The organism is Pedobacter nototheniae, assembly GCF_032678625.1.
Lineage (GTDB): Bacteria > Bacteroidota > Bacteroidia > Sphingobacteriales > Sphingobacteriaceae > Pedobacter > Pedobacter nototheniae_A.
Window position 1 is genome coordinate 631,899 of sequence record NZ_JAVTSO010000001.1, and the last position, 19,552, is coordinate 651,450.

19 protein-coding genes are annotated in these 19,552 nt (G+C 37.2%); 13 read left to right on the plus strand and 6 right to left on the minus strand.

The features are described 5' to 3' along the window. Window positions 1–12 precede the first annotated feature (12 nt). Complete coding sequence (locus R2Q77_RS02845) at window positions 13–576, minus strand: Crp/Fnr family transcriptional regulator (protein ID WP_316802197.1); 564 nt, start codon at window positions 574–576, stop codon at window positions 13–15. A 268-nt stretch (window positions 577–844) separates the two neighbouring features. Then, entirely contained in the window at window positions 845–2,641 is a 1,797-nt protein-coding gene (typA, locus tag R2Q77_RS02850) for a translational GTPase TypA (protein ID WP_316802198.1), read from the minus strand. 261 nt (window positions 2,642–2,902) lie between these two features. Between typA and R2Q77_RS02855 the strand changes: the two genes are divergently transcribed. Further along, complete coding sequence (locus R2Q77_RS02855; RefSeq protein ID WP_316802199.1) at window positions 2,903–3,253, plus strand: DUF4180 domain-containing protein; 351 nt, start codon at window positions 2,903–2,905, stop codon at window positions 3,251–3,253. A gap of 33 nt (window positions 3,254–3,286) precedes the next feature. On the opposite strand, the gene R2Q77_RS02860 is transcribed toward R2Q77_RS02855, so the two are convergent. Next, window positions 3,287–3,733: a VOC family protein gene (locus tag R2Q77_RS02860; protein ID WP_316802200.1), complete on the minus strand. Its 447-nt coding sequence runs from the start codon at window positions 3,731–3,733 to the stop codon at window positions 3,287–3,289. A 219-nt stretch (window positions 3,734–3,952) separates the two neighbouring features. Between R2Q77_RS02860 and R2Q77_RS02865 the strand changes: the two genes are divergently transcribed. Beyond that, entirely contained in the window at window positions 3,953–4,318 is a 366-nt protein-coding gene (locus tag R2Q77_RS02865) for a hypothetical protein (RefSeq protein WP_316802201.1), read from the plus strand. Between the two features lie 61 nt (window positions 4,319–4,379). Further along, on the plus strand, window positions 4,380–5,057 hold the full coding sequence (locus R2Q77_RS02870) for a TIGR02117 family protein (RefSeq protein WP_316802202.1): 678 nt from the start codon (window positions 4,380–4,382) through the stop codon (window positions 5,055–5,057). 8 nt (window positions 5,058–5,065) lie between these two features. Here R2Q77_RS02870 and R2Q77_RS02875 read toward each other — a convergent pair whose 3' ends face one another. Then, entirely contained in the window at window positions 5,066–5,875 is an 810-nt protein-coding gene (locus R2Q77_RS02875; protein WP_316802203.1) for an alpha/beta hydrolase, read from the minus strand. 172 nt (window positions 5,876–6,047) lie between these two features. Between R2Q77_RS02875 and R2Q77_RS02880 the strand changes: the two genes are divergently transcribed. From R2Q77_RS02880 to R2Q77_RS02925, 10 genes are all read left to right on the plus strand, one after another. Next, window positions 6,048–6,755, plus strand: coding sequence for an esterase family protein (locus R2Q77_RS02880; RefSeq protein ID WP_316802204.1), 708 nt, complete (start codon window positions 6,048–6,050; stop codon window positions 6,753–6,755). A gap of 171 nt (window positions 6,756–6,926) precedes the next feature. After that, entirely contained in the window at window positions 6,927–7,967 is a 1,041-nt protein-coding gene (locus R2Q77_RS02885; RefSeq protein ID WP_316802205.1) for a hypothetical protein, read from the plus strand. A 30-nt stretch (window positions 7,968–7,997) separates the two neighbouring features. Further along, entirely contained in the window at window positions 7,998–9,101 is a 1,104-nt protein-coding gene (locus tag R2Q77_RS02890; protein ID WP_316802206.1) for a carboxylate-amine ligase, read from the plus strand. A gap of 4 nt (window positions 9,102–9,105) precedes the next feature. Next, window positions 9,106–9,933 (plus strand): glutamine amidotransferase-related protein, encoded by an 828-nt coding sequence (locus tag R2Q77_RS02895; protein ID WP_316802207.1) that lies wholly within the window; start codon window positions 9,106–9,108, stop codon window positions 9,931–9,933. 111 nt (window positions 9,934–10,044) lie between these two features. Continuing rightward, window positions 10,045–11,232 (plus strand): hypothetical protein, encoded by a 1,188-nt coding sequence (locus R2Q77_RS02900; protein WP_316802208.1) that lies wholly within the window; start codon window positions 10,045–10,047, stop codon window positions 11,230–11,232. A gap of 32 nt (window positions 11,233–11,264) precedes the next feature. Beyond that, window positions 11,265–11,480 carry a FeoB-associated Cys-rich membrane protein gene (locus R2Q77_RS02905; RefSeq protein ID WP_316802209.1) on the plus strand — a complete coding sequence of 72 codons (216 nt, stop codon included), beginning with the start codon at window positions 11,265–11,267 and terminating at the stop codon, window positions 11,478–11,480. A 12-nt stretch (window positions 11,481–11,492) separates the two neighbouring features. Next, window positions 11,493–12,080, plus strand: a complete 588-nt coding sequence (locus tag R2Q77_RS02910) for a Crp/Fnr family transcriptional regulator (RefSeq protein ID WP_316802210.1) — start codon at window positions 11,493–11,495, stop codon at window positions 12,078–12,080. A gap of 166 nt (window positions 12,081–12,246) precedes the next feature. Beyond that, on the plus strand, window positions 12,247–12,777 hold the full coding sequence (locus tag R2Q77_RS02915; RefSeq protein ID WP_316802211.1) for a YceI family protein: 531 nt from the start codon (window positions 12,247–12,249) through the stop codon (window positions 12,775–12,777). A 55-nt stretch (window positions 12,778–12,832) separates the two neighbouring features. Next, the gene (locus R2Q77_RS02920) at window positions 12,833–13,711 is read left to right on the plus strand and encodes a pirin family protein (RefSeq protein ID WP_316802212.1); all 879 of its coding nucleotides are present in this window, start codon (window positions 12,833–12,835) and stop codon (window positions 13,709–13,711) included. Window positions 13,712–13,910: 199 nt separating this feature from the next. Next, a complete protein-coding gene (locus tag R2Q77_RS02925; protein ID WP_316802213.1) occupies window positions 13,911–17,318 on the plus strand; it encodes a glycosyltransferase in 3,408 nt (1,135 codons plus the stop codon). 57 nt (window positions 17,319–17,375) lie between these two features. On the opposite strand, the gene ispF is transcribed toward R2Q77_RS02925, so the two are convergent. Together ispF and porV are read right to left on the minus strand one after the other, a co-directional pair. Beyond that, complete coding sequence (gene ispF, locus R2Q77_RS02930; RefSeq protein ID WP_316802214.1) at window positions 17,376–17,855, minus strand: 2-C-methyl-D-erythritol 2,4-cyclodiphosphate synthase; 480 nt, start codon at window positions 17,853–17,855, stop codon at window positions 17,376–17,378. Window positions 17,856–17,913: 58 nt separating this feature from the next. Further along, on the minus strand, window positions 17,914–19,104 hold the full coding sequence (gene porV / locus R2Q77_RS02935) for a type IX secretion system outer membrane channel protein PorV (protein ID WP_316802215.1): 1,191 nt from the start codon (window positions 19,102–19,104) through the stop codon (window positions 17,914–17,916). Between the last annotated feature and the right edge of the window lie 448 nt (window positions 19,105–19,552).

Consider the following 19,552-nt stretch of genomic DNA (forward strand, 5'->3'; position numbering starts at 1 on the left):
CAGACAAATGTCCTATAAATGAATCTCGCTCCGTAAACGACTTAAATGCCTTGGTGTAATGGCCAGAAAAGATGCCAGATACTTAACAGGAATTTGTTTAATATAATCGGGATGGGTTTTAAAAAGCTCCAGATAACGCGCTTTAGCGGCATCTTTTTGATACATAAATATCCGCTTCTCTAAATGGAGGTATTGTTGTTCGGCAATGGTTTTTAAAAAGTAAAGCCCATTTTTACTGGTTTCGGCAAGTTCATCAATAACCTCCTTTTTAATTACAAGCATTTCAACTCGGGTTATGGCTTGAATATTCTCTGGCGTTGCCAATCCGGTAATAAAAGAGGAATAGGCTGTCATAAACTGATTTGGAAAAGTAATGCAATACGTATATTCTTCGGCATCCCTGGAAGTATAAAATGAGCGCAGAATCCCGCTCTTTATAAACACCACATCATTACAGATTTTACCTTCGGTAATAAAATAATCGCCCTTTTTAAGTATTGCAGGTCTTGCCGCAGCCATTAACAGTTCAATTTCTGAAGAGGAAAGTATATTAAAAGACTTAAGATAATTTTGCATAAATGATTGTAATTCGGGATAAAAGTAATCGAAATAAGAATTGTTTTATTGAAATTTCTATTTGATTAGCATCGACTTGATTTTATAAACCTTATTGTAGCGGTATCTCCCGATGTTTTATCGGGAACTTAGCGAAAAGAAGGAGAAACATCTAAAATAGCTCCTGCCGTATCTTTCCAAAAACAGCACAAAAAAAATCCCGCTTCGAATAAACGAAACGGGATTATAATATTTATAGATAAGTTTTAAACTTATGTGATTAAGCGAACTATCTACCTTTATTTTTACGTTCTTGCTCTGTTAAGTAGATTTTACGTAAACGCATGCTTTGCGGCGTAACTTCAATATACTCATCAGCCTGGATATACTCCATTGCCTCTTCTAAAGAGAATTTAATTGCAGGTGCAATACGAGCATTATCATCTGTACCAGAAGCACGCATGTTGGTTAATGCTTTTCCTTTAACAATGTTAATTACTAAATCGTTATCGCGAATGTGCTCTCCTAAAATCTGACCTTCGTAAATATCAGCTCCCGGATCAACAAAGAAACGACCTCTATCTTGTAATTTATCGATTGAATAAGCAGTAGTCATACCTTTATCCATAGAGATTAAAACGCCATTTAAACGACCAGGGATTACACCTTTCCAAGGCTCGTAAGCTTTGAAACGGTGAGCCATAATCGCCTCACCAGCAGTAGCCGTTAATACGTTGTTACGTAAACCGATAATACCACGTGAAGGAATTTCGAATTCTAAGTGTTGTAAATCGCCTTTTGGCTCCATAATTAACAACTCGCCTTTACGTTGAGTTACCAATTCGATTACTTTACCAGAAACTTCACCCGGTACATCTACAATTAAAGTTTCAATTGGCTCATGTTTTTTACCATCGATTTCTTTAACGATAACCTGTGGCTGACCAACTTGCAACTCGTAACCTTCGCGACGCATGGTTTCGATTAATACCGATAAATGGAGAATACCACGACCGTAAACCAACCATGAATCTGCACCTTGAGTTTCAACAACTTTAAGCGCTAAGTTTTTCTCCATTTCCTTCATCAAACGATCTTTGATACGTTGAGAAGTAACTAATTTACCTTCTTTACCAAAGAAAGGTGAGTTATTAATGGTGAACAACATGTTCATTGTTGGCTCATCAATGCTGATTACCGGTAATTGTTCTGGTGCTTCAAAATCAGCGATAGTATCACCAATATCAAAACCATCAATACCTACAACAGCACAAATATCGCCCGAACTTACTTCTGTAGTACGGATTTTTCCTAAACCTTCGAAAGTATAAAGTTCTTTTACTCTTGATTTAACAATTTTGCCATCGCGCTTAATTAAAGTAACCGGTTGGTTTTCTTTAATGGTACCACGGTGAACACGACCGATTGCAATACGACCTACGAAAGATGAATAATCTAACGAAGTAATTTGCATTTGTAAAGTACCATCGTTAATTGGTGCAGGTGGGATGTTAGCCACAACAGCATCTAACAATGCGAAAATATCTGTAGTTGGTTTTTGCCAGTCAGTACTCATCCATCCTTGTTTAGATGAACCGTAAATTACTGGGAAATCCAATTGCTCTTCCGTTGCTTCAAGGTTAAAGAACAATTCGAAAATTTGTTCGTAAACCTCTTCAGGGCGACAGTTTTCTTTATCTACTTTGTTTACCACCACAATTGGTTTTAAACCCAGCGCTAAAGCTTTTTGCGTTACGAAACGTGTTTGAGGCATTGCACCTTCAAAAGCATCACAAAGTAAAAGTACACCATCAGCCATTTTTAATACACGCTCTACCTCACCGCCGAAATCCGCGTGACCAGGAGTGTCAATGATGTTAATTTTTACGTCTTTATATTGAACAGATACATTTTTAGATACGATAGTGATCCCACGTTCACGCTCTAAATCGTTGTTATCTAATATCAATTCTCCTTTTTGTTCGTTATCACGAAAAACCGAACAAGAGTGTAAAATTTTATCAACCAATGTGGTTTTACCGTGGTCAACGTGTGCTATAATAGCTATATTTCTAATCTTTTGCATAAAATGCGCCTATAAATTTGGCGCAAAGATAGTGTTTAAAAATGGGATTTCTACTATATGGCCCACTATTTAATGCTATGATAATGTTGCAATTATCTCATTTTTAATCAGAAAGGCAACAGGCCTGTTTACCCTTACTGCCAGTTTTAGCAATGGCCCTTCTGCAAATCATAAACTTAATGCTTAAATTGCCGTAGTAAACAAACTAACTCTATAGTCTGAAAGGCCACAAATTCGGGAACAAAGAAAGAATGAGAATCAATGAAAATAGAAACGCATAACATTAAAATTGCCGAAGTGATTTCGGACGAAGTGATTATTTACACAGCAAGCGACGGCCTCGATTTGCTGGGCGATTTATATTACCAGGGATTTGACAGCATTATCCTGCATAAAAAAAATATAACACCCGATTTTTTCGACCTGAAAAACGGTATTGCCGGAGAAATTCTGCAAAAGTTTTCAAACTACCGGATGCGTCTTGCAATTATTGGCGATTTTAGTCAACACCAAAGCAAAAGCATTCAAGATTTTATTTACGAAAGCAACCAGGGCAGGCACATCAACTTTCTGGATTCAGTGGCCGAAGCTGTTAAAAAATTCTCCAATTGATCTGGTTTTACCCTGGTTTTATCCGCAATAGACTTACTTAGCAAGCCATTCTTCATAAGAAACAAGACCTAAATCAGGTCTGGCTTCGCCTTCTAAAATGGCAATAAACTCTAATGCATGCCCGTCAGGATCGCTAAAATAAATGGCCACCGCAGGCATCCAGGCGAAAACCATGGGCTCGGAATTTCCACTTTTAAGGCGATTATAAGGCTTGAGATTTTTAGACTCCAGAAACTTCACCGACCTTTTCACTACATCTTCAACATCACAACGAAAGGCGAAATGCCTGATATCGATTTCAGCCTTCGGTTTTTCCCAAAGTCCAAGCATGGCTTCTTTAGGCTTTCCAATCCAGAAAAATGCAATTCGGCGTTCTTCCTCATAGTGGCATTGGGTTAAGCCCAAAACGTTTTTATAAAAGTCGATTGATCTTTCTAAATCTTCGACGTATAGGTGGGTTTCAAATAATCCTTTTATCATTTTGTGAATGTAAAGATATCCCAAGGCATCAAAAAATCATATTTTTCTATGTTCATATCAATAAAAATGATAATAATTTTAAGCCGTTATTAAATACATCATTACTGCTGTAATTTTATTTATTAGCTTTATTTAGAATTGTTAAGTATTTCAAAAATCAGATAAATTATGGTCGCAATCCAGAACATTACATTTAGACTCATAATATGCTTTATTTTTATGATTTTACCCGCTTATGCATTTTCACAAAAAGCATTTGAGTATGAATATTACTTAGGAAAAACAAAAGACATAACCATTAAACTTTCGCTAGCCGATGGCTATATTGCGGGCAGTGAAATTAGAACCGTTGCTATTAAAACTGGAAAAGCCTCTAAATTTTTAACAGAAACCGGATATGAACAACCGGATCGAAAAATGAAGTTTTATCACTACTCGCCTTCACAAAAAGAATTTCCGGATTATTTTATTATTGAAAACACAAGAGATACTTATGAAGTGGTGCCTGAAAAAATGATGGGCAAATACTATTATAAAAACCAAATAGTTAGTTTTAATTTAAAACACTTAAAAACCAAAAATTAGGGTTACCATTGGTAATCGGCTGTATTAAGGATGATGTTATATTTTGACATCATTTAACGGCATGACTAAAAAGATTCTACGCTACACCAGAAATTCATTGCTTTCATTTATAGGCTTTATTCTGCTTTATTTTTTTTCTGCCTTTTGCTTCTCCCGCATTACGATCAATAAAAACCCGGGCAACAAGCAGGAAATACCGATTTACATTATGACAAATGGGGTGCATACTGATGTAGTAATTCCTGCAAAAAATGAACAGAAGGACTGGACGGCTGAAATTAAATATGCAAATACCATTTCTGCAGACAGCACCTATAAGTACCTTGCTTTGGGCTGGGGCGACAAAAAATTTTATCTGGAAACCCCGGAATTTTCAGATTTAAAACTTAATGTGGCTTTAGGCGCCATAACGGGTTTAAATTCATCGGCTATGCACGCCACTTACTACAAAAATATAATTGAAGATGAAAGCTGCAAAAAAATGATGATTGATTCAGCTCAATATGCCCGTTTAGTTGCTTACATTTTAAAAAGCTTTAATAAAGATGCGAACGGTCACTTTGTCAACATTAAAACCAAAGCAAATTATGACCATGCAGATGCTTTTTATGAAGCCACCGGGCATTACAGCTTATTTAAAACCTGCAATACCTGGGCAAATAGTGCATTAAAAAATTGCGGGCAAAAAAGTTGCCTTTGGACCATTTTTGATACTCCGATATTTTTAAAATATAAGTAGTTTCAGGGTTATCCTTCGAAAGCCCAGTTTAAAAAAGCAGGCATTACACTTTCCCAGGTTGGCACATCATGCTTACCGCCAACTTTTTCATAGTAAAAAACGTTTTCAGGCCGTTTATAGCCTTTTCTCGATAATGCTTTAACAATATCTATCGTATCATCAATAGAATCAATAATCATGTTTTTATTACGATCGGCCTTTTCATCCTCGGTTCCGGTCATTAACCAGAATTTCATATCGGGTTTTGTAGCACCTGCATCAATAAGGGCATGCATTATTCGGTCGGCATCGGTATAACCATCGGCTAAATCTTTTTTACGCCACCAGAATGCTCCTGAAAAAACACCAATCACATCGAAAACATTTGGATTATTCCAGGCAATATCAAAAGCAGATAAACCACCCAAAGAGAAACCCGCAAAAGCAACTTTGCCGGTAACAGGCATGGCTATTTTTTTTTTAACAAAAGGCAAAAGTTCTTTTACTACAAAATCAGTATATAAATCTGCTTTGGCTCCCCGCCCTTTAAAATCCGGAACACCTGCCACTCCATATTCCATTAAACGTTCTGCCGATGCTTTAATGGCCACAACAATTAACCTGTTGTTTCTTTTATGCAGATGTGCATCTTCTAAAATTGTTGTAAAATCCATTTTGGCCACATCCTGGCCATCATTTAACAAAAGGAGTTCTATTTTTTCATTTCCTAAAATACCTTCTGGAACGTATACATCTATTTCAACCTCATGCTTTAAAAAAGTAGAAGGTACTTTATAACTAACTGTATTAACTTTTACTGATAAAATTGTATTGTACATATGCTTTAATCCCCTAACACACGGCTCATCGCCTCAGAATTCGGGGCAAAGGTACAAAACTCAGTAAACTATTAATTATCAGGGATCAATTTTTACATTAAGCTTTATTTTCATTGGATATAGGTTCTTTTTATAGAATTTAATTTATACCTTAAAACATTCAATTTTTTATATGGTTAAAGAAGAACATAAAAAGTGGTACAGCCCGAATTTAAGTGCTGAGATCGACATGCTCACTTTTGGCCACAGTGGTATCCCTATTCTACTGTTTCCAACGAGTATGGGGCGGTATTTCGAAAATAAAGACTTCAAATTAATAGACTCTGTTGAGGGTTTTATTAACGAAGGAAAGATTAAGATTTACTGTCCGGATGGCATCGATAAATTAAGCTGGTACAACAAAAGCATTCATCCCGCAGACAGAGTAAAAAATCACATCTGGTACGACAAATATCTGCTTGAGGAAGTTGCGCCTTTAGCCAGACATGAAACCGGGCATGATAAAATCATAACTGCAGGTTGCAGTTTTGGTGGTTTTCATGCCGCAAATTTTGCATTCAGGCATCCCTGGTTAGTTAGCCACATGTTTAGTATGAGTGGGGCATTTGACATTACCGGGCAGCTTGATGGATTTTATAACGACGATGTTTATTTTAATAACCCCGTTGATTACATCCCAAACAGCAGCAATCCAGATTTACATTACATGAAAATTGTTTTGGGCACTTCGGACCGGGATATGTGTAAACCGGATAACGAACGTTTATCGAGTATTTTAACCCAAAAAGGTATTAATCACTGGTTAGACATTAGACCGAATGCCGACCACGACTGGCCCATTTGGAGAGAGATGTTCCCGGATTACATTGCTCAACTTTAAATTAACACCTGCCAATTAGCAATAATAAAGCTAAACGGCAAACAATTAACCGATTAACCAGTTTCTCAATTAAACTAAATAGTAGCCATGAGGTTTCCAGGATTTCAAAATCAAAAATGACATGAAATAATCAGGATTGCTTCATCACCATTAAAAACTAAATTTATACAGATGAAAAAAATAGGGATTTTATTTGGCCAGGAACGTTCTTTTCCCGAAGCCGTAATTGAAAGAATTAATCAAAAAGCAGAGAAAGGCATTACCGCCGAAGCGGTTAAAATTGACAAAATATTTCAGAATGCATCGCTTGATTACGCTGTAATCATTGATCGCATCTCGCAGGATGTTCCTTTTTACAGGGCATCGCTTAAAAATGCAGCCATCACCGGAACTGCCGTTATTAATAATCCATTTTGGTGGAGTGCAGATGAAAAGTTTTTCAACAATGCACTTGCAGAACAGATCGGTGTTCCTGTTCCAAAAACAGCATTAATTCCTTCAAGAGAGCATCCTACAGGTACCACGGGCGAATCTTTTTCAAACCTCACCATGCCCTTAGATTGGGACGCCATATTTGAATACACCGGATTTCCGGCCTATATGAAACCATACGATGGTGGCGGATGGAGAGATGTTTACAAATTGCATGATAAAGAAGATTTTTTCAACAAACATGCTGGCACCGAGCAACTGGTAATGCTTTTACAAGAAGAAATTATTTTTGATGAATATTTTAGGTGTTACTGTATTGGCGGAAAACATGTACGCATTATGCAATACGACCCACGCAATCCACACCATTTGCGTTATGCGGTAGACCAGGCACCTTCGAGCGCCAAACTATTAAAAACAGTTGAAGAATACACGCTTAAATTGTGTAATTACTTAGGTTATGATTTTAATACGGTAGAATTTGCCGTGCGGGATGGTGTACCTATTGCAATTGATTTTTGTAATCCGGCACCCGATGCTGATATTAAAAGTGTAGGACAGGAAAATTTTGACTGGGTAGTGGAAACAACGGCTAACTATGCAATTGAAAGAGCCAAAGCACAAAAACCTGGTCAGGATAATTTAACCTGGGGCGAATACATTAAAGCATCTGTTAGTGGAAAACCTTTAGTGGCAAAAGCCAGTAAGCCGGCAGCGAAGCCTGTTGTAGCAAAAGAAAAAGCTGCCGCTAAACCCAAAAAAGCTGCAGAGAAAAAATAACCAAAGGGATTAAACTAAATGAGCATCAGGATGAATGAATTCACGCTTGGCGTAGAAGAGGAGTACATGGTAGTTGATCCCGTTACCAGGGAACTTACTTCGCACGACCAAAAAATTGTTGAAGCCGCACAAAAAATACACAAAGACCAGGTTAAGGCAGAAATGCACCAGGCCGTTGTTGAGGTTGGAACCGGTATTTGCCGCAGCACAGAAGAAGCCCGTAAAGAAATTTCGCAGCTTCGATATACCGTGTCGCAACTTGCAGGAGAACAAGGTTTACGCATTGGTGCAGCCGGAACCCACCCTTTTTCACATTGGGAAAAACAATTAATTACCGAACATCCCCGATATAATGAAATTGTTAACGAACTGCAGGAAGCTGCCCGTTCTAACTTAATTTTCGGTTTACATGTGCATGTAGGCTTCCAATCCCGCGAGCTTGCCATACACATTGCCAACCAGGTAAGGTATTTCCTTCCGCATGTTTTTGCGTTATCAACCAATTCTCCTTTCTGGGAATCAAGAAATACGGGATACAAATCTTTCCGAACAAAGATTTTTGATAAGTTTCCACGCACGGGCATTCCGGATATTTTCAACAGTATCGAAGATTACGATAACTACGTAAAACTGCTGATTAAAACCAATTGCATGGACAATGCAAAGAAAATCTGGTGGGACATTCGCGTTCACCCATTTTTCGATACAGTAGAATTCCGCATTTGCGATTGCCCGATGCTGATTGATGAAACCATGGCTTTTACGGCGTTATTTCAAGCTTTATGCGCCAAGCTGTACAAACTTCGGCTACAAAATATGGAGTTTATCAGTTATTCAAGAGCACTGATTAATGAAAATAAATGGCGTGCTGCACGTTATGGAATTGACGGAAATTTAATCGATTTCGGGAAAGAAATGGAAGTAAACTGTCGCAATTTAGTGTTAGAATTGTTGGATTTTGTAGATGATGTAGTGGATGAATTAGGTTGCAGAAACGATATTAATTACGTGCACAAAATACTGGAACACGGTACCGGTGCCGATAGGCAGTTGGCCGTTTACGAACAAACTGGTAACTTTGAATCGGTGGTAGATTACATTACTAATCAAACACTTATTGGCGCAAGTAATTAAAAAAATGGATAAAAACAGATTAAAGGTAGCCGTTATTGATTTGAATAATGGCGCACCTAATCAGGGCATGCGGGGAATTCAGGAGATTTTATCCCGTTTTAAAGAGGAAAACAACGTCGATCTTTCTTTTGATATTTTTGATTTAAGACAGAAAGGAGAAATACCTGGTATTGAGTACGATGCTTATATTTCGAGCGGAGGCCCTGGCAGTCCGATTGAAAGTAAAGGAGAAAAGTGGGAAAATGATTTTTTTCATCTCCTCGACCAGATTGAAGGCTTTAATAAAAGCAATGACGAGCAGAAGAAATACGCCTTTTTAATTTGTCATTCTTTCCAACTGGCCTGCCGCAAATATAATTTAGGCAACGTAACCGAGAGAAGATCAAATGCTTTTGGCATTTTTCCAATTACCCTGACTGAAGAGGGTGAAAAAGACGAGATTTTTAGCGGAATCACCAATCCTTTTTTCTCTGTTGATAGCCGCGACTGGCAGGTAATTGAACCTAATTTAACTGCTTTCGAAACCAAGGGAGCAAAACTGTTAGCCATTGAAAAAGAGCGAAAACATATCAACCTGGAGCGTTGTATGATGTCTATTCGTTTTACAAATGAAATTATAGGCACTCAATTTCATCCTGAGGCAGATCCTGTCGGGATGAAAATGTACTTGCTTCAGGACGAAAAGAAAAAGGTAATTATTGATACGCATGGAGAAGAAAAATATTTCGACATGTTGAACAGCCTTGATGATCCGGCAAGGATTGTACTTACTCAAAGTGTTATTTTACCTAATTTCTTGCAAAAGGCAATTGGAAATTTGCAGGAGGCGTGAACCTAAATAGGCATCGTCATTGCGAACGGAAGCCAATGGCTGAGCGCAAGGGTGAAGCAATCTTTCCAAGACTGAAAAATTCGCCATGACGATAAATTAAAGAAATTAACTATGATACCTGCTCAGCGACAAAAATATAACCAGCAATTTACGGAAGAAAAGTATCAGCGCTTTATAAAAAAACTTGAAGCAGGTTATCCGGAAATTCCTTTCAGGGTTGCAGAAACCCCTATTTTTATACCAAAAGCTTTAAAAGAAAAATTAATTGCGGCTGGAAATGAAATTGTAGATTTAATTAAGCAACCTAATTTTAAGGCTTTAACTCAAAGTGCCATTCCAAAACAATGGAATGTTCCAAACGAGAATAAACAACCTCATTTTTTAACCTTTGATTTTGGCATTTGTAAAAACGAAGCTGGTGATTTAACGCCAATGTTAATCGAAATGCAGGGGTTTCCATCACTCTATGGTTTTCAAAATCACCTCGCAAAAACCTACAGCCAATCCTTTGATTTGGATGATACGACCAATTATTTTTTAAATGGCTTTGATGAAGAAAAATACACCGAACTATTAAAAAAGGTAATTATTGGTAAACACAAGCCACACGAGGTTGCGTTAATGGATTTAGATGCCCCAAACCAGAAAACTGCAATTGATTTTTTTGTAACTCAAAAAATGCTGGGCATTAAAATTCTGGCGTTGGAAGATATTAAACAAATTGGAAAGCAACTTTATTATAAGGAAGACGGAAAGCAAATTCAGTTAAAAAGAATTTATAACCGCCTTATTTTTGATGAAGTGGCCAACAATGAAGCCATTTTTAAAAACAGCTTTGATCCTCGTGAAGAACTGGATATTGAATGGGTAACCCATCCAAACTGGTTTTATAGAATCAGCAAATATACCATGCCTTTTCTTGATAGTGAATTTGTACCCGAAACCCGTTTTTTAAACCAGGTAGACAGCATCCCTTCCGATCTGGAAAATTATGTTTTAAAGCCTCTTTTCTCTTTTGCCGGAATGGGGGTTATTATTGATGTAACGGAATCAGATATTGAAAACATTAAAGATCCGGAAAACTGGATCTTGCAAAGAAAGGTAAATTACGAACCTGCAGTGCAGGCATTGGATGGTGGCGTAAAAGTAGAAATAAGATTGATGTACTTATGGGCCGATGGAGAGGAACCTCAGCTTTGCATTAATTTAGGCCGGTTGAGCAGAGGTAAAATGATCGGCGTTCGGTACAATGCAGATTTTGACTGGGTTGGTGGTACGATTGGTTTTATGGAAAAATAGGCCTATTTCGATTAATAAAAGAACACGATTGTTTGTTAAAATTACATTCAATTGAACACAAAAGGGCAAAAGGCCGTTATATTTGTATCATGAATACTCAAACCATATTAGTCTTTTTACTTTTTGCGGTAGCATTAGTGTATGTTGGCCGCATGGTTTATAAATCTTTGCAAATCAAAAAAGATGGTTGCGGCGGTAATTGCAAATGCGGCGTAGATTTTTCTGATATTAAACCTGAAAAAAAGTAACGCCTATTCTTTATGATCGAACAGTTTAAAAATTACTTTCAGTCTAAAATAGAATTAACGGACGAGCAGTTCGACAGCATTTCGTCTACATTGCGGGTAAAAAAGTTCGAAAAAAATGAAATCCTGCAGTATAAAGGTGATATTTTTAAACACGGTTTTTTTGTAGGTAAAGGTTTATTAAGGGCTTATTCTATTGATGCCAAAGGCAAAGAACACATTTTACAGTTCGCTCCTGAAAACTGGCTTATTTCAGACCGGAATAATATGGTTAATGAACCTTCCATATTTTTCATTGATGCCATTGAAACAACAGAAGTTGTATTAATGAACAACGATTTTATGGCAGAAGCCTCACGCAAGGTACCTTGCCTGCTTCCCTTAAACATTACCATGCTCAATAATTCAATTCGTTTTATGCAAAAACGGATCAATATGCTGTTAAGTGCAACGGCAGAAGAAAGGTATCTTGATTTTATAAAATTATACCCAAATCTCACCCTTCGTGTACCACAATGGATGATTGCTTCTTATTTAGGTATTACACCAGAATCCCTAAGCCGGGTTCGCAAAGAGTTAGCAAATAAACATTTCAGGCCATAGGTTATTCCATTCCGGATAGACTTTCCTATCTTCTATTGCATAATTCAATCCCGCCATTATTCAACCCATTAATCATTTGGCAATTACTTACCATACATCAATTCTCAATTGAACATCCTGCTGTACATTTGTATTGTAAATATTAAACAATCTAATATTAAAAGATATGGCACAGCAAAAATGGGTTTTAGACCCAACCCACAGCGAATTACAATTTAAGGTAAAACACTTAATGATTACTACTGTAACTGGTAGTTTAAAAGCTTTCTCTGCAGAATTAACTTCTGAAGGTGATGAATTTGAAGATGCTCAAATTTCATTCAAAGGAGATATTGATTCTCTTGATACAGGCAATACAGATCGCGATACACACTTAAAAAGTGGCGATTTCTTTGATGCCGAAAAATTTGCACACATCGAATTTAAATCTAACTCGGTAAAAAAAGATGGCGACGATTATATTGTTAAAGGCGACTTAACGATTAAAGGTGAAACAAAAGCAGTAAAATTAACCGCAGAATTTGGTGGCATCGCTACGGATCCATGGGGCAATACAAAAGCAGGTTTTACCCTAAGTGGCAAAATTAACCGTACTGATTTTGGCCTTACCTGGAATGCAGCTTTAGAAACTGGTGGCGTTATGGTAAGTGAGGAAGTTCGCATTTTAGGCGAACTACAATTTGTAAAACAAGCATAGTCTGCATATTCAGCCTGCATTTTGCAGGCTGAAACTAAAATTTTCCATGGAGGTAATGATGGAAACAAAAATAAAAGGAATAAAAAACATATTAAAAGCCCCAGCCCCACATATGGTTGGCGATGGCTTTAGGGTTCATAATTTTTTTCCGGGTGGTTATGAAATAAATATGAGTCCGTTCTTCCTATTGGATTACGGATCAAAAATAGAGTTTTCTGCGCGTAAAGAACCTCGGGGCGTTGGCGTACATCCACATCGTGGCTTCGAAACCGTAACCATTGCATATCATGGTGCAGTTGCGCATCACGACAGCTCGGGCAATAGTGGTATTATCTATCCTGGCGATGTGCAATGGATGACAGCGGCCAGTGGTATCTTGCATAAAGAATATCATGAAGAAGCTTATAGCTTAACTGGCGGGCCATTTCAAATGGTTCAGTTGTGGGTTAATTTGCCCGCTAAAGACAAAATGAGTAAACCAAAGTACCAGGCCATTAAACAGTCAGAAATGGCTGTATTTAATTTGCCGGATAATGGTGGTAAAATAGAAGTAATTGCGGGTAAATATCAAAATATAAAAGGTAGCGCAAGTACTTTTACACCAATTGAAGTGTATAATGCCCGTTTGAACAAGGGCGGGAAAGCTAAACTTACTTTCCCTGCTGATTTTAATACTGGTTTTGTAATTATTGAAGGTGCCATAAAAATTAATGACACAGACGAAGCTAAGGTTAATGATTTTGTTCATTTCTCAAATGAGGGACAAGAAATTACGATTGACGCTTTGGAAAACAGTGTGATTTTAGTTTTAAGCGGTGCCCCTATTCACGAACCCATAAAACAGTATGGCCCGTTTTTAATGAATACAGAAGAAGAAATTCATCAGGCCATTTCTGATTACAACCAGGGTAAGTTTGGTTATTTAGAAGAATAAGAAAGGTTTAATAAATTATATATTTTCAGCCGGTACACTTTAAAAAGTTACCGGCTTTTTTTATCCGCTTTATTCATTCTTGTATTTACAAAAGTGGCATTGTTTAAGTGTCAAATAAAATGCTGAAATTGCGTAAATCTAATTTCATCCAATCTTCATGTGTTTTGTTGAGTTTTGTTAAATAAATCAGATCAGAAAAATGTCCGGAAAACAAATCTTTCAAACTGAGACTAAAAGACGCTGGCACACTTTTACGTGGGTAAGCAGAACTTTATTTTTAGTCTTCATTATCGCTATCATTTGCGTTGCTTACACCCTTTCTTCGGTACAGGCGCCAAATCTACCTTTTATAAACACCAACACGCCCCTTACCCAAAAGCAATTAGAGCGATTGAAAAAATCGCAGCAGTATAAAGATTTTACCATTTTAAAGTCTAAGCTACAAAAGATTAAAAAAGATCGCGAGCACCGCATACTTTCTAAACGTGGAGATAATAAGCGCATTAACATGGCTTTTTATGTAAGCTGGGCCGGCACTAAAGATAAATCACTTTCTAACTTAAAAAGAAACATCAGTCACCTGGATATGATTGCTACAGAATCCTTTTTTTTAAATGGAGATTCTATTGTAGATCAGGCAGATACTGCGGCATTAAGGGTGATTAGGGAAGGAAAAAAATCAGCAATAGCAGTTGTATCCAACTATAATAAAGACCATTGGGATGGAGCAGCGGTTAGAAGATTATTAAACGATGCCGATGCGCAGGAAAAGTTAATTGGTAACCTGATTAAAATCACAAAGAAATATGGCTTTAAAGGCATAAATATTGATTTTGAAGAGCTTAACCTGGAAAACAGTACCCCTTTTAATAATTTTATGAAAAACCTGTATACACAGTTTCATAATGAAAAGCTTATTGTTTCACAGGATATTTCGCCAGAAAACGACGACTATAAACCTGAAATACTTCAACAGTATAACGATTACATTATTTTAATGGCTTACGATCAGCATAGTGATCAGAGTAATGCCGGCGACATTTCGCACCAGGAATGGGTGGAGGATAAACTGGATGATATTTGTAGCAAAGTTGATCCGAATAAAGTAATTCTGGCCCTGGCTTGTTATGGCTACGATTGGCCAAATAAAAGTGTTGGCGTACCAGTTACCTACGAGGCAGCCATTACAAATGCGGTTAATTATAAAAGCACCATTAATTACGATCCCGCATCGGCAAATTTAAATTACACTTATAATGATGCTAATGGAATAAGGCACGATGTTTATTTTACTGATGCTGCAACCAATTTTAATTTAATCAGAAAAGCAGATGACTGGGGAATTGCCGGAATTGCTTTATGGCGTTTGGGATCTGAAGATAAACGTTTATGGCAATTTATTTCGAACGATTTAAGCCTGGATTCTCTGAAAAAGAAACCGATAGATCTGCGTAAAATTTCGGCACTGGTTATGGGCGGTATCTCTTACATAGGTAATGGGGAAATCCTGGATCTGGTATCAACACCATCTCCAGGAAGTGTTAAGTTTACGCTGGACAAAAGCAATTTCACCATTGCCGATCAGAAATACATTCGTTTGCCTTCGCAATATGTAATTAAACGTTTTGGCGAGGCGGATAAAAAAATCGCCTTAACCTTCGATGATGGCCCTGACCCAGTTTACACGCCCCAGGTTTTAGAAATATTAAAAAGAGAAAAAGTACCCGCTTGTTTCTTTGTTGTAGGCATCATGGCCGAAAAAAACATGGAGTTACTCAGACAGGAGTATAACGATGGCTATGAAATTGGAAACCACACCTTTTTTCACCCTGACATGTCGGCAATAGGTCCACGCAGGGTTAAATTTGAGCTTAATGCTACCCGCCGTATCATTGAATGTGTAACCGGTCATAGCACAATTTTATTCAGGGCACCATTTAACGCAGATGCTGAGCCGCAAAACATCTCTGAGATTTTGCCCGTTGCACAGAGCAGAAAGGAAAACTACATTAATATTGGTGAATATATAGATCCTGAAGATTGGGAACCCGGCAAAACCGCCGATCAGATTTTCGATGCGGTAGTAAAGCAAGAAGAAAACGGAGGTAATATTTTACTATTACATGATGCTGGCGGAAATCGTGAAGCAACCGTGGCAGCGCTGCCAAGAATTATAAAATTTTACAAACAAAAAGGTTATACATTTACAACCGTAGGCGATTTGATGGGCAAAAAACGCTCTGAATTAATGCCTGCAGTTCAATCAAGTGCCAACAGCGGTTTTACAGGTTCAAGTAATTTTCTTTTTCTGAGTTTCTTATATTACGCCAATATCTTTTTGGATATTGTATTTACCATTGCAATTGTACTGGCCATTCTTCGTACTATTTTCATTGCTTACCTGGCCATCAGGCAGAGGAGAAAATCGAAATTAAATGCGCATCTCCTGGTTAAAAATCCTTCAGAAAAGGTGAGCATTATTATTCCGGCTTACAATGAAGAAGTTACAGCCATACAAACCATAAAAAGCTTACTAAAAACAACTTATCCCGATTTCGAATTGATTTTTGTGGATGATGGTTCAAAGGACAAAACCTTTGAAATGGTAAATAGTGAATATGGAAATCATCCGCAGGTAAAGGTTTACCGCAAAGAAAATGGAGGTAAAGCTTCTGCCTTAAATTATGGTATAGCCCGCGCAACTGCTGATTACATTGTTTGTATTGATGCTGACACCCAGTTAAAAACGGATGCAGTAACCGAATTGATGCGCTATTTTTATGATGAAAAAATTGCTGCCGTAGCCGGAACGGTTAAAGTTGGCAACGCGCACAACATCATTACCAAATGGCAGTCTATAGAATACATTACGGCCCAGAACATGGATAGAAGGGCTTTCGATTTGTTAAATACCATTACGGTGGTTCCTGGCGCCATCGGCGCCTTTAGAAAAGCTGTAGTATTGGAAATTGGTGGTTTTACCATTGATACCCTTGCGGAGGATTGTGATTTAACCATGCGTATTTTAAGAGCAGGTTACACGGTTAAAAACTGTGCAACAGCTGTTGCTTATACAGAAGCGCCAGAAACCGTAAATATGCTTTTAAAACAGCGGTTCCGCTGGAGCTTTGGTGTGATGCAAAGTTTCTGGAAAAACAGGAAAACTTTGCTCAATAAAAAATATGGCTATTTTGGTATGGTAGGTATGCCAAATATCTTAATCTACCAGATTATATTACCTTTATTTTCTCCGCTGGCAGATTTCTTTATGCTGATTTCCCTGATTAGCGGTTTATTTTCGCTTAGTGCCATTAATAACTTAACGTTAACTGGTTTCTCCGGAATCCTTAGTTTGCATAATGGTTTTGGCCAGGTATTGTTTTACTACATTATTTTTATCCTGGTAGATATGATTTTTGCTGCCATTGCCTTTAAAATGGAAAACGAAAAGTTTAAAAACCTTCTTTACATCTTTCCGCAAAGATTTTTCTGGAGGCAATTGATGTACATTGTTTTATTCCGTTCGTTCCGTAAAGCCATAAAAGGCGAACTGGAAAGCTGGGGAACTTTAAAAAGAACGGGAAATGTGAAAGAAACTGTCTCTTAAATAAAAAAAGGTCCAGACTAAATTATTAGTCTGGACCTTTTTTTATCTAAATTCGATCTATAATCGTTCAATCAAACATACAGCATAAGCCACTACGCCCTCTTCTCTCCCAATAAAACCCATTTGTTCGTTAGTTGTAGCTTTGATCGAAATATCTTCAGTAGAGATGCCGATTGCATCTGCTATGTGTTGTTGCATGGCAGGAATATGCGGGTTAATTTTTGGTGCTTCCAAACAAAGCATAGCATCTATATTGCCTACCTGCCAGTTCTTTTCTGTTAATAATTTTACGGTTTCCTTTAGTAAAACCAGGCTGCTGATTCCCTTCCAGCGATCATCAGTATTTTTAAAGTGAAAACCAATATCACGTAAATTTGCGGCACCTAAAAGTGCGTCGCAAATGGCATGCAGCAAAACATCAGCATCAGAATGACCGAATGCACCTTTATGGTGTTCAAGGGTAACACCACCAACCACAAAAGGGTGTTGATCTTTTAATTGATGGACATCAAATCCAAAACCTACTCTAATCTTCATAAAAATAAAATTATTTTGATGGTATGAGTTTAAATCAACTCACCAAATACCAAAGAAACTATTTTTTTAGCCCCTTTTTGTCTCCAAAGTTAAACAAAAGACTAAAACGTAAGGTATTTGCTAAAGGACTTGTTTGTGCATTTGCAACCAGATAGGCAAAATCAATATTAAAGACATTATACTTTAAACCGGCACCAAATGTAAAATAACGGCTATCGCCTTTCATTGGATTTTGATAATTATAACCCGCTCGTAAAGCAAACTGCTGATTGTACCAGTATTCTAAACCAGTAGAAATACCTACTTCTTTCAATTCTTCGCTAAAACCACCTGGTGCATCACTAAAAGAACCAAAAATTCCGGCAGGTACAGATCGGTTCGGATCTTTTCCGCTTATGATATTATTATTAGAATCATATATAGGCTGTGTTGGAACAAGCAGCTTATTAAAATCAAGTGCTAAAGTAAATGTACTTAAATCGTCAATAGCGATGGTTGATGCCCCACCAATTTTAAGGTTGGTTGGCAAAAAGAAGTTCGTTCCTCCATCCGAATAACTCATTTTGGTCCCGATATTTGAAATATTAGCGCCGGCCGATAAAATTGTGTTTTTACCAAAAACCATGGTTGATGTTTTATACAAACCTGCAATATCAACTGCAAGGGCATTCCCTCCATGAACCTGTCCTGTAGAAGAAAATTGCCCGCTGGCCAGGTTAGAATAAATATACCTTACCGAACTGCCGAGCGAAAATTCGTTTCCAAATGTTCGGGCAAAAGTTACATCAAAGGCCAGTTCATTAGGATTAGAAATACCTAAATCCTGCTGATTAATATCGGTTAACTGGATTTGCCCTAAAGAGAAATATCTTAAAGAAGCACCAATTGTATTTCGGTCATCAAGTTTATAAAAACCTCCCAGATAAGCCAGGTTAATATCAGGAACCAAGCTTTTTAACCATGGACTATAAGAAATAGAGAAGCCGTAAGGCTGGTCTAAAAATGCAAGTTTAGCCGGGTTAATGCTTGCCGAATTTACATCTCCAGGTACTGCAACACCAGCATCGCCCATTGCACCTGCGCGTGCATCAGGTGTAATCAGCATAAAAGGTACAGCTGTAATGATATTGTTAGATACACTCCCGTTGGTTTGGGCACCTCCAATAGTAACCTGGGCATTTGATTTACCAAACACCAAAACCATTGAGATTGCAGAAAAAGCAAGTTTACTGAGGTACTTGAAATTCATCCTTGAAGGTACGTATTTTTAGATTCGGGTCTTAGTATTAATTGGAGATTATTTTAGAAACGTAAATTAATAATTAATATTTTAATTTACGTTTACAATTCGTAAAAAAACACTAATTAAACATACAAACAGAATTAAAAGCCTGAATGAATGTACTTTGCAAGTATATGCAATTAGCTTTAAATATCAAGGCCTATCATTTCAATGAGGCAGTTATTGAAAAATGACACCCGAAAAAAGAAAAAATTAATTCTTTTCTTTAAAAGGGCATTTCCTTTAAAGGCAGGTGTAGGTTAAAATTTATTAATTGTCCATTTGGGTATTGAGTAAAATTTAAGATTTTATTTTTTTCGAAAATTAAAGTTGGCATGCATATAACAACAGAAAGCAATCCAAAAACCTATAATACTTATTATTAAAAGGTTACTAAAAAACACGTTAAGATTAA

Bases quoted from the DNA above. Each gene is read 5' to 3' on its own strand.
- R2Q77_RS02845 (WP_316802197.1), bottom strand. From the start codon at position 576: ATGCAAAATTATCTTAAGTCTTTTAATATACTTTCCTCTTCAGAAATT.
- typA (WP_316802198.1), bottom strand. From the start codon at position 2,641: ATGCAAAAGATTAGAAATATAGCTATTATAGCACACGTTGACCACGGT.
- R2Q77_RS02860 (WP_316802200.1), bottom strand. From the start codon at position 3,733: ATGATAAAAGGATTATTTGAAACCCACCTATACGTCGAAGATTTAGAA.
- R2Q77_RS02895 (WP_316802207.1), top strand. From the start codon at position 9,106: ATGGATAAAAACAGATTAAAGGTAGCCGTTATTGATTTGAATAATGGC.
- R2Q77_RS02880 (WP_316802204.1), top strand. From the start codon at position 6,048: ATGGTTAAAGAAGAACATAAAAAGTGGTACAGCCCGAATTTAAGTGCT.
- porV (WP_316802215.1), bottom strand. From the start codon at position 19,104: ATGAATTTCAAGTACCTCAGTAAACTTGCTTTTTCTGCAATCTCAATG.
- ispF (WP_316802214.1), bottom strand. From the start codon at position 17,855: ATGAAGATTAGAGTAGGTTTTGGATTTGATGTCCATCAATTAAAAGAT.
- R2Q77_RS02870 (WP_316802202.1), top strand. From the start codon at position 4,380: ATGACTAAAAAGATTCTACGCTACACCAGAAATTCATTGCTTTCATTT.
- R2Q77_RS02915 (WP_316802211.1), top strand. From the start codon at position 12,247: ATGGCACAGCAAAAATGGGTTTTAGACCCAACCCACAGCGAATTACAA.
- R2Q77_RS02890 (WP_316802206.1), top strand. From the start codon at position 7,998: ATGAATGAATTCACGCTTGGCGTAGAAGAGGAGTACATGGTAGTTGAT.
- R2Q77_RS02925 (WP_316802213.1), top strand. From the start codon at position 13,911: ATGTCCGGAAAACAAATCTTTCAAACTGAGACTAAAAGACGCTGGCAC.
- R2Q77_RS02920 (WP_316802212.1), top strand. From the start codon at position 12,833: ATGATGGAAACAAAAATAAAAGGAATAAAAAACATATTAAAAGCCCCA.
- R2Q77_RS02900 (WP_316802208.1), top strand. From the start codon at position 10,045: ATGATACCTGCTCAGCGACAAAAATATAACCAGCAATTTACGGAAGAA.
- R2Q77_RS02855 (WP_316802199.1), top strand. From the start codon at position 2,903: ATGAAAATAGAAACGCATAACATTAAAATTGCCGAAGTGATTTCGGAC.
- R2Q77_RS02875 (WP_316802203.1), bottom strand. From the start codon at position 5,875: ATGTACAATACAATTTTATCAGTAAAAGTTAATACAGTTAGTTATAAA.
- R2Q77_RS02865 (WP_316802201.1), top strand. From the start codon at position 3,953: ATGATTTTACCCGCTTATGCATTTTCACAAAAAGCATTTGAGTATGAA.
- R2Q77_RS02910 (WP_316802210.1), top strand. From the start codon at position 11,493: ATGATCGAACAGTTTAAAAATTACTTTCAGTCTAAAATAGAATTAACG.
- R2Q77_RS02885 (WP_316802205.1), top strand. From the start codon at position 6,927: ATGAAAAAAATAGGGATTTTATTTGGCCAGGAACGTTCTTTTCCCGAA.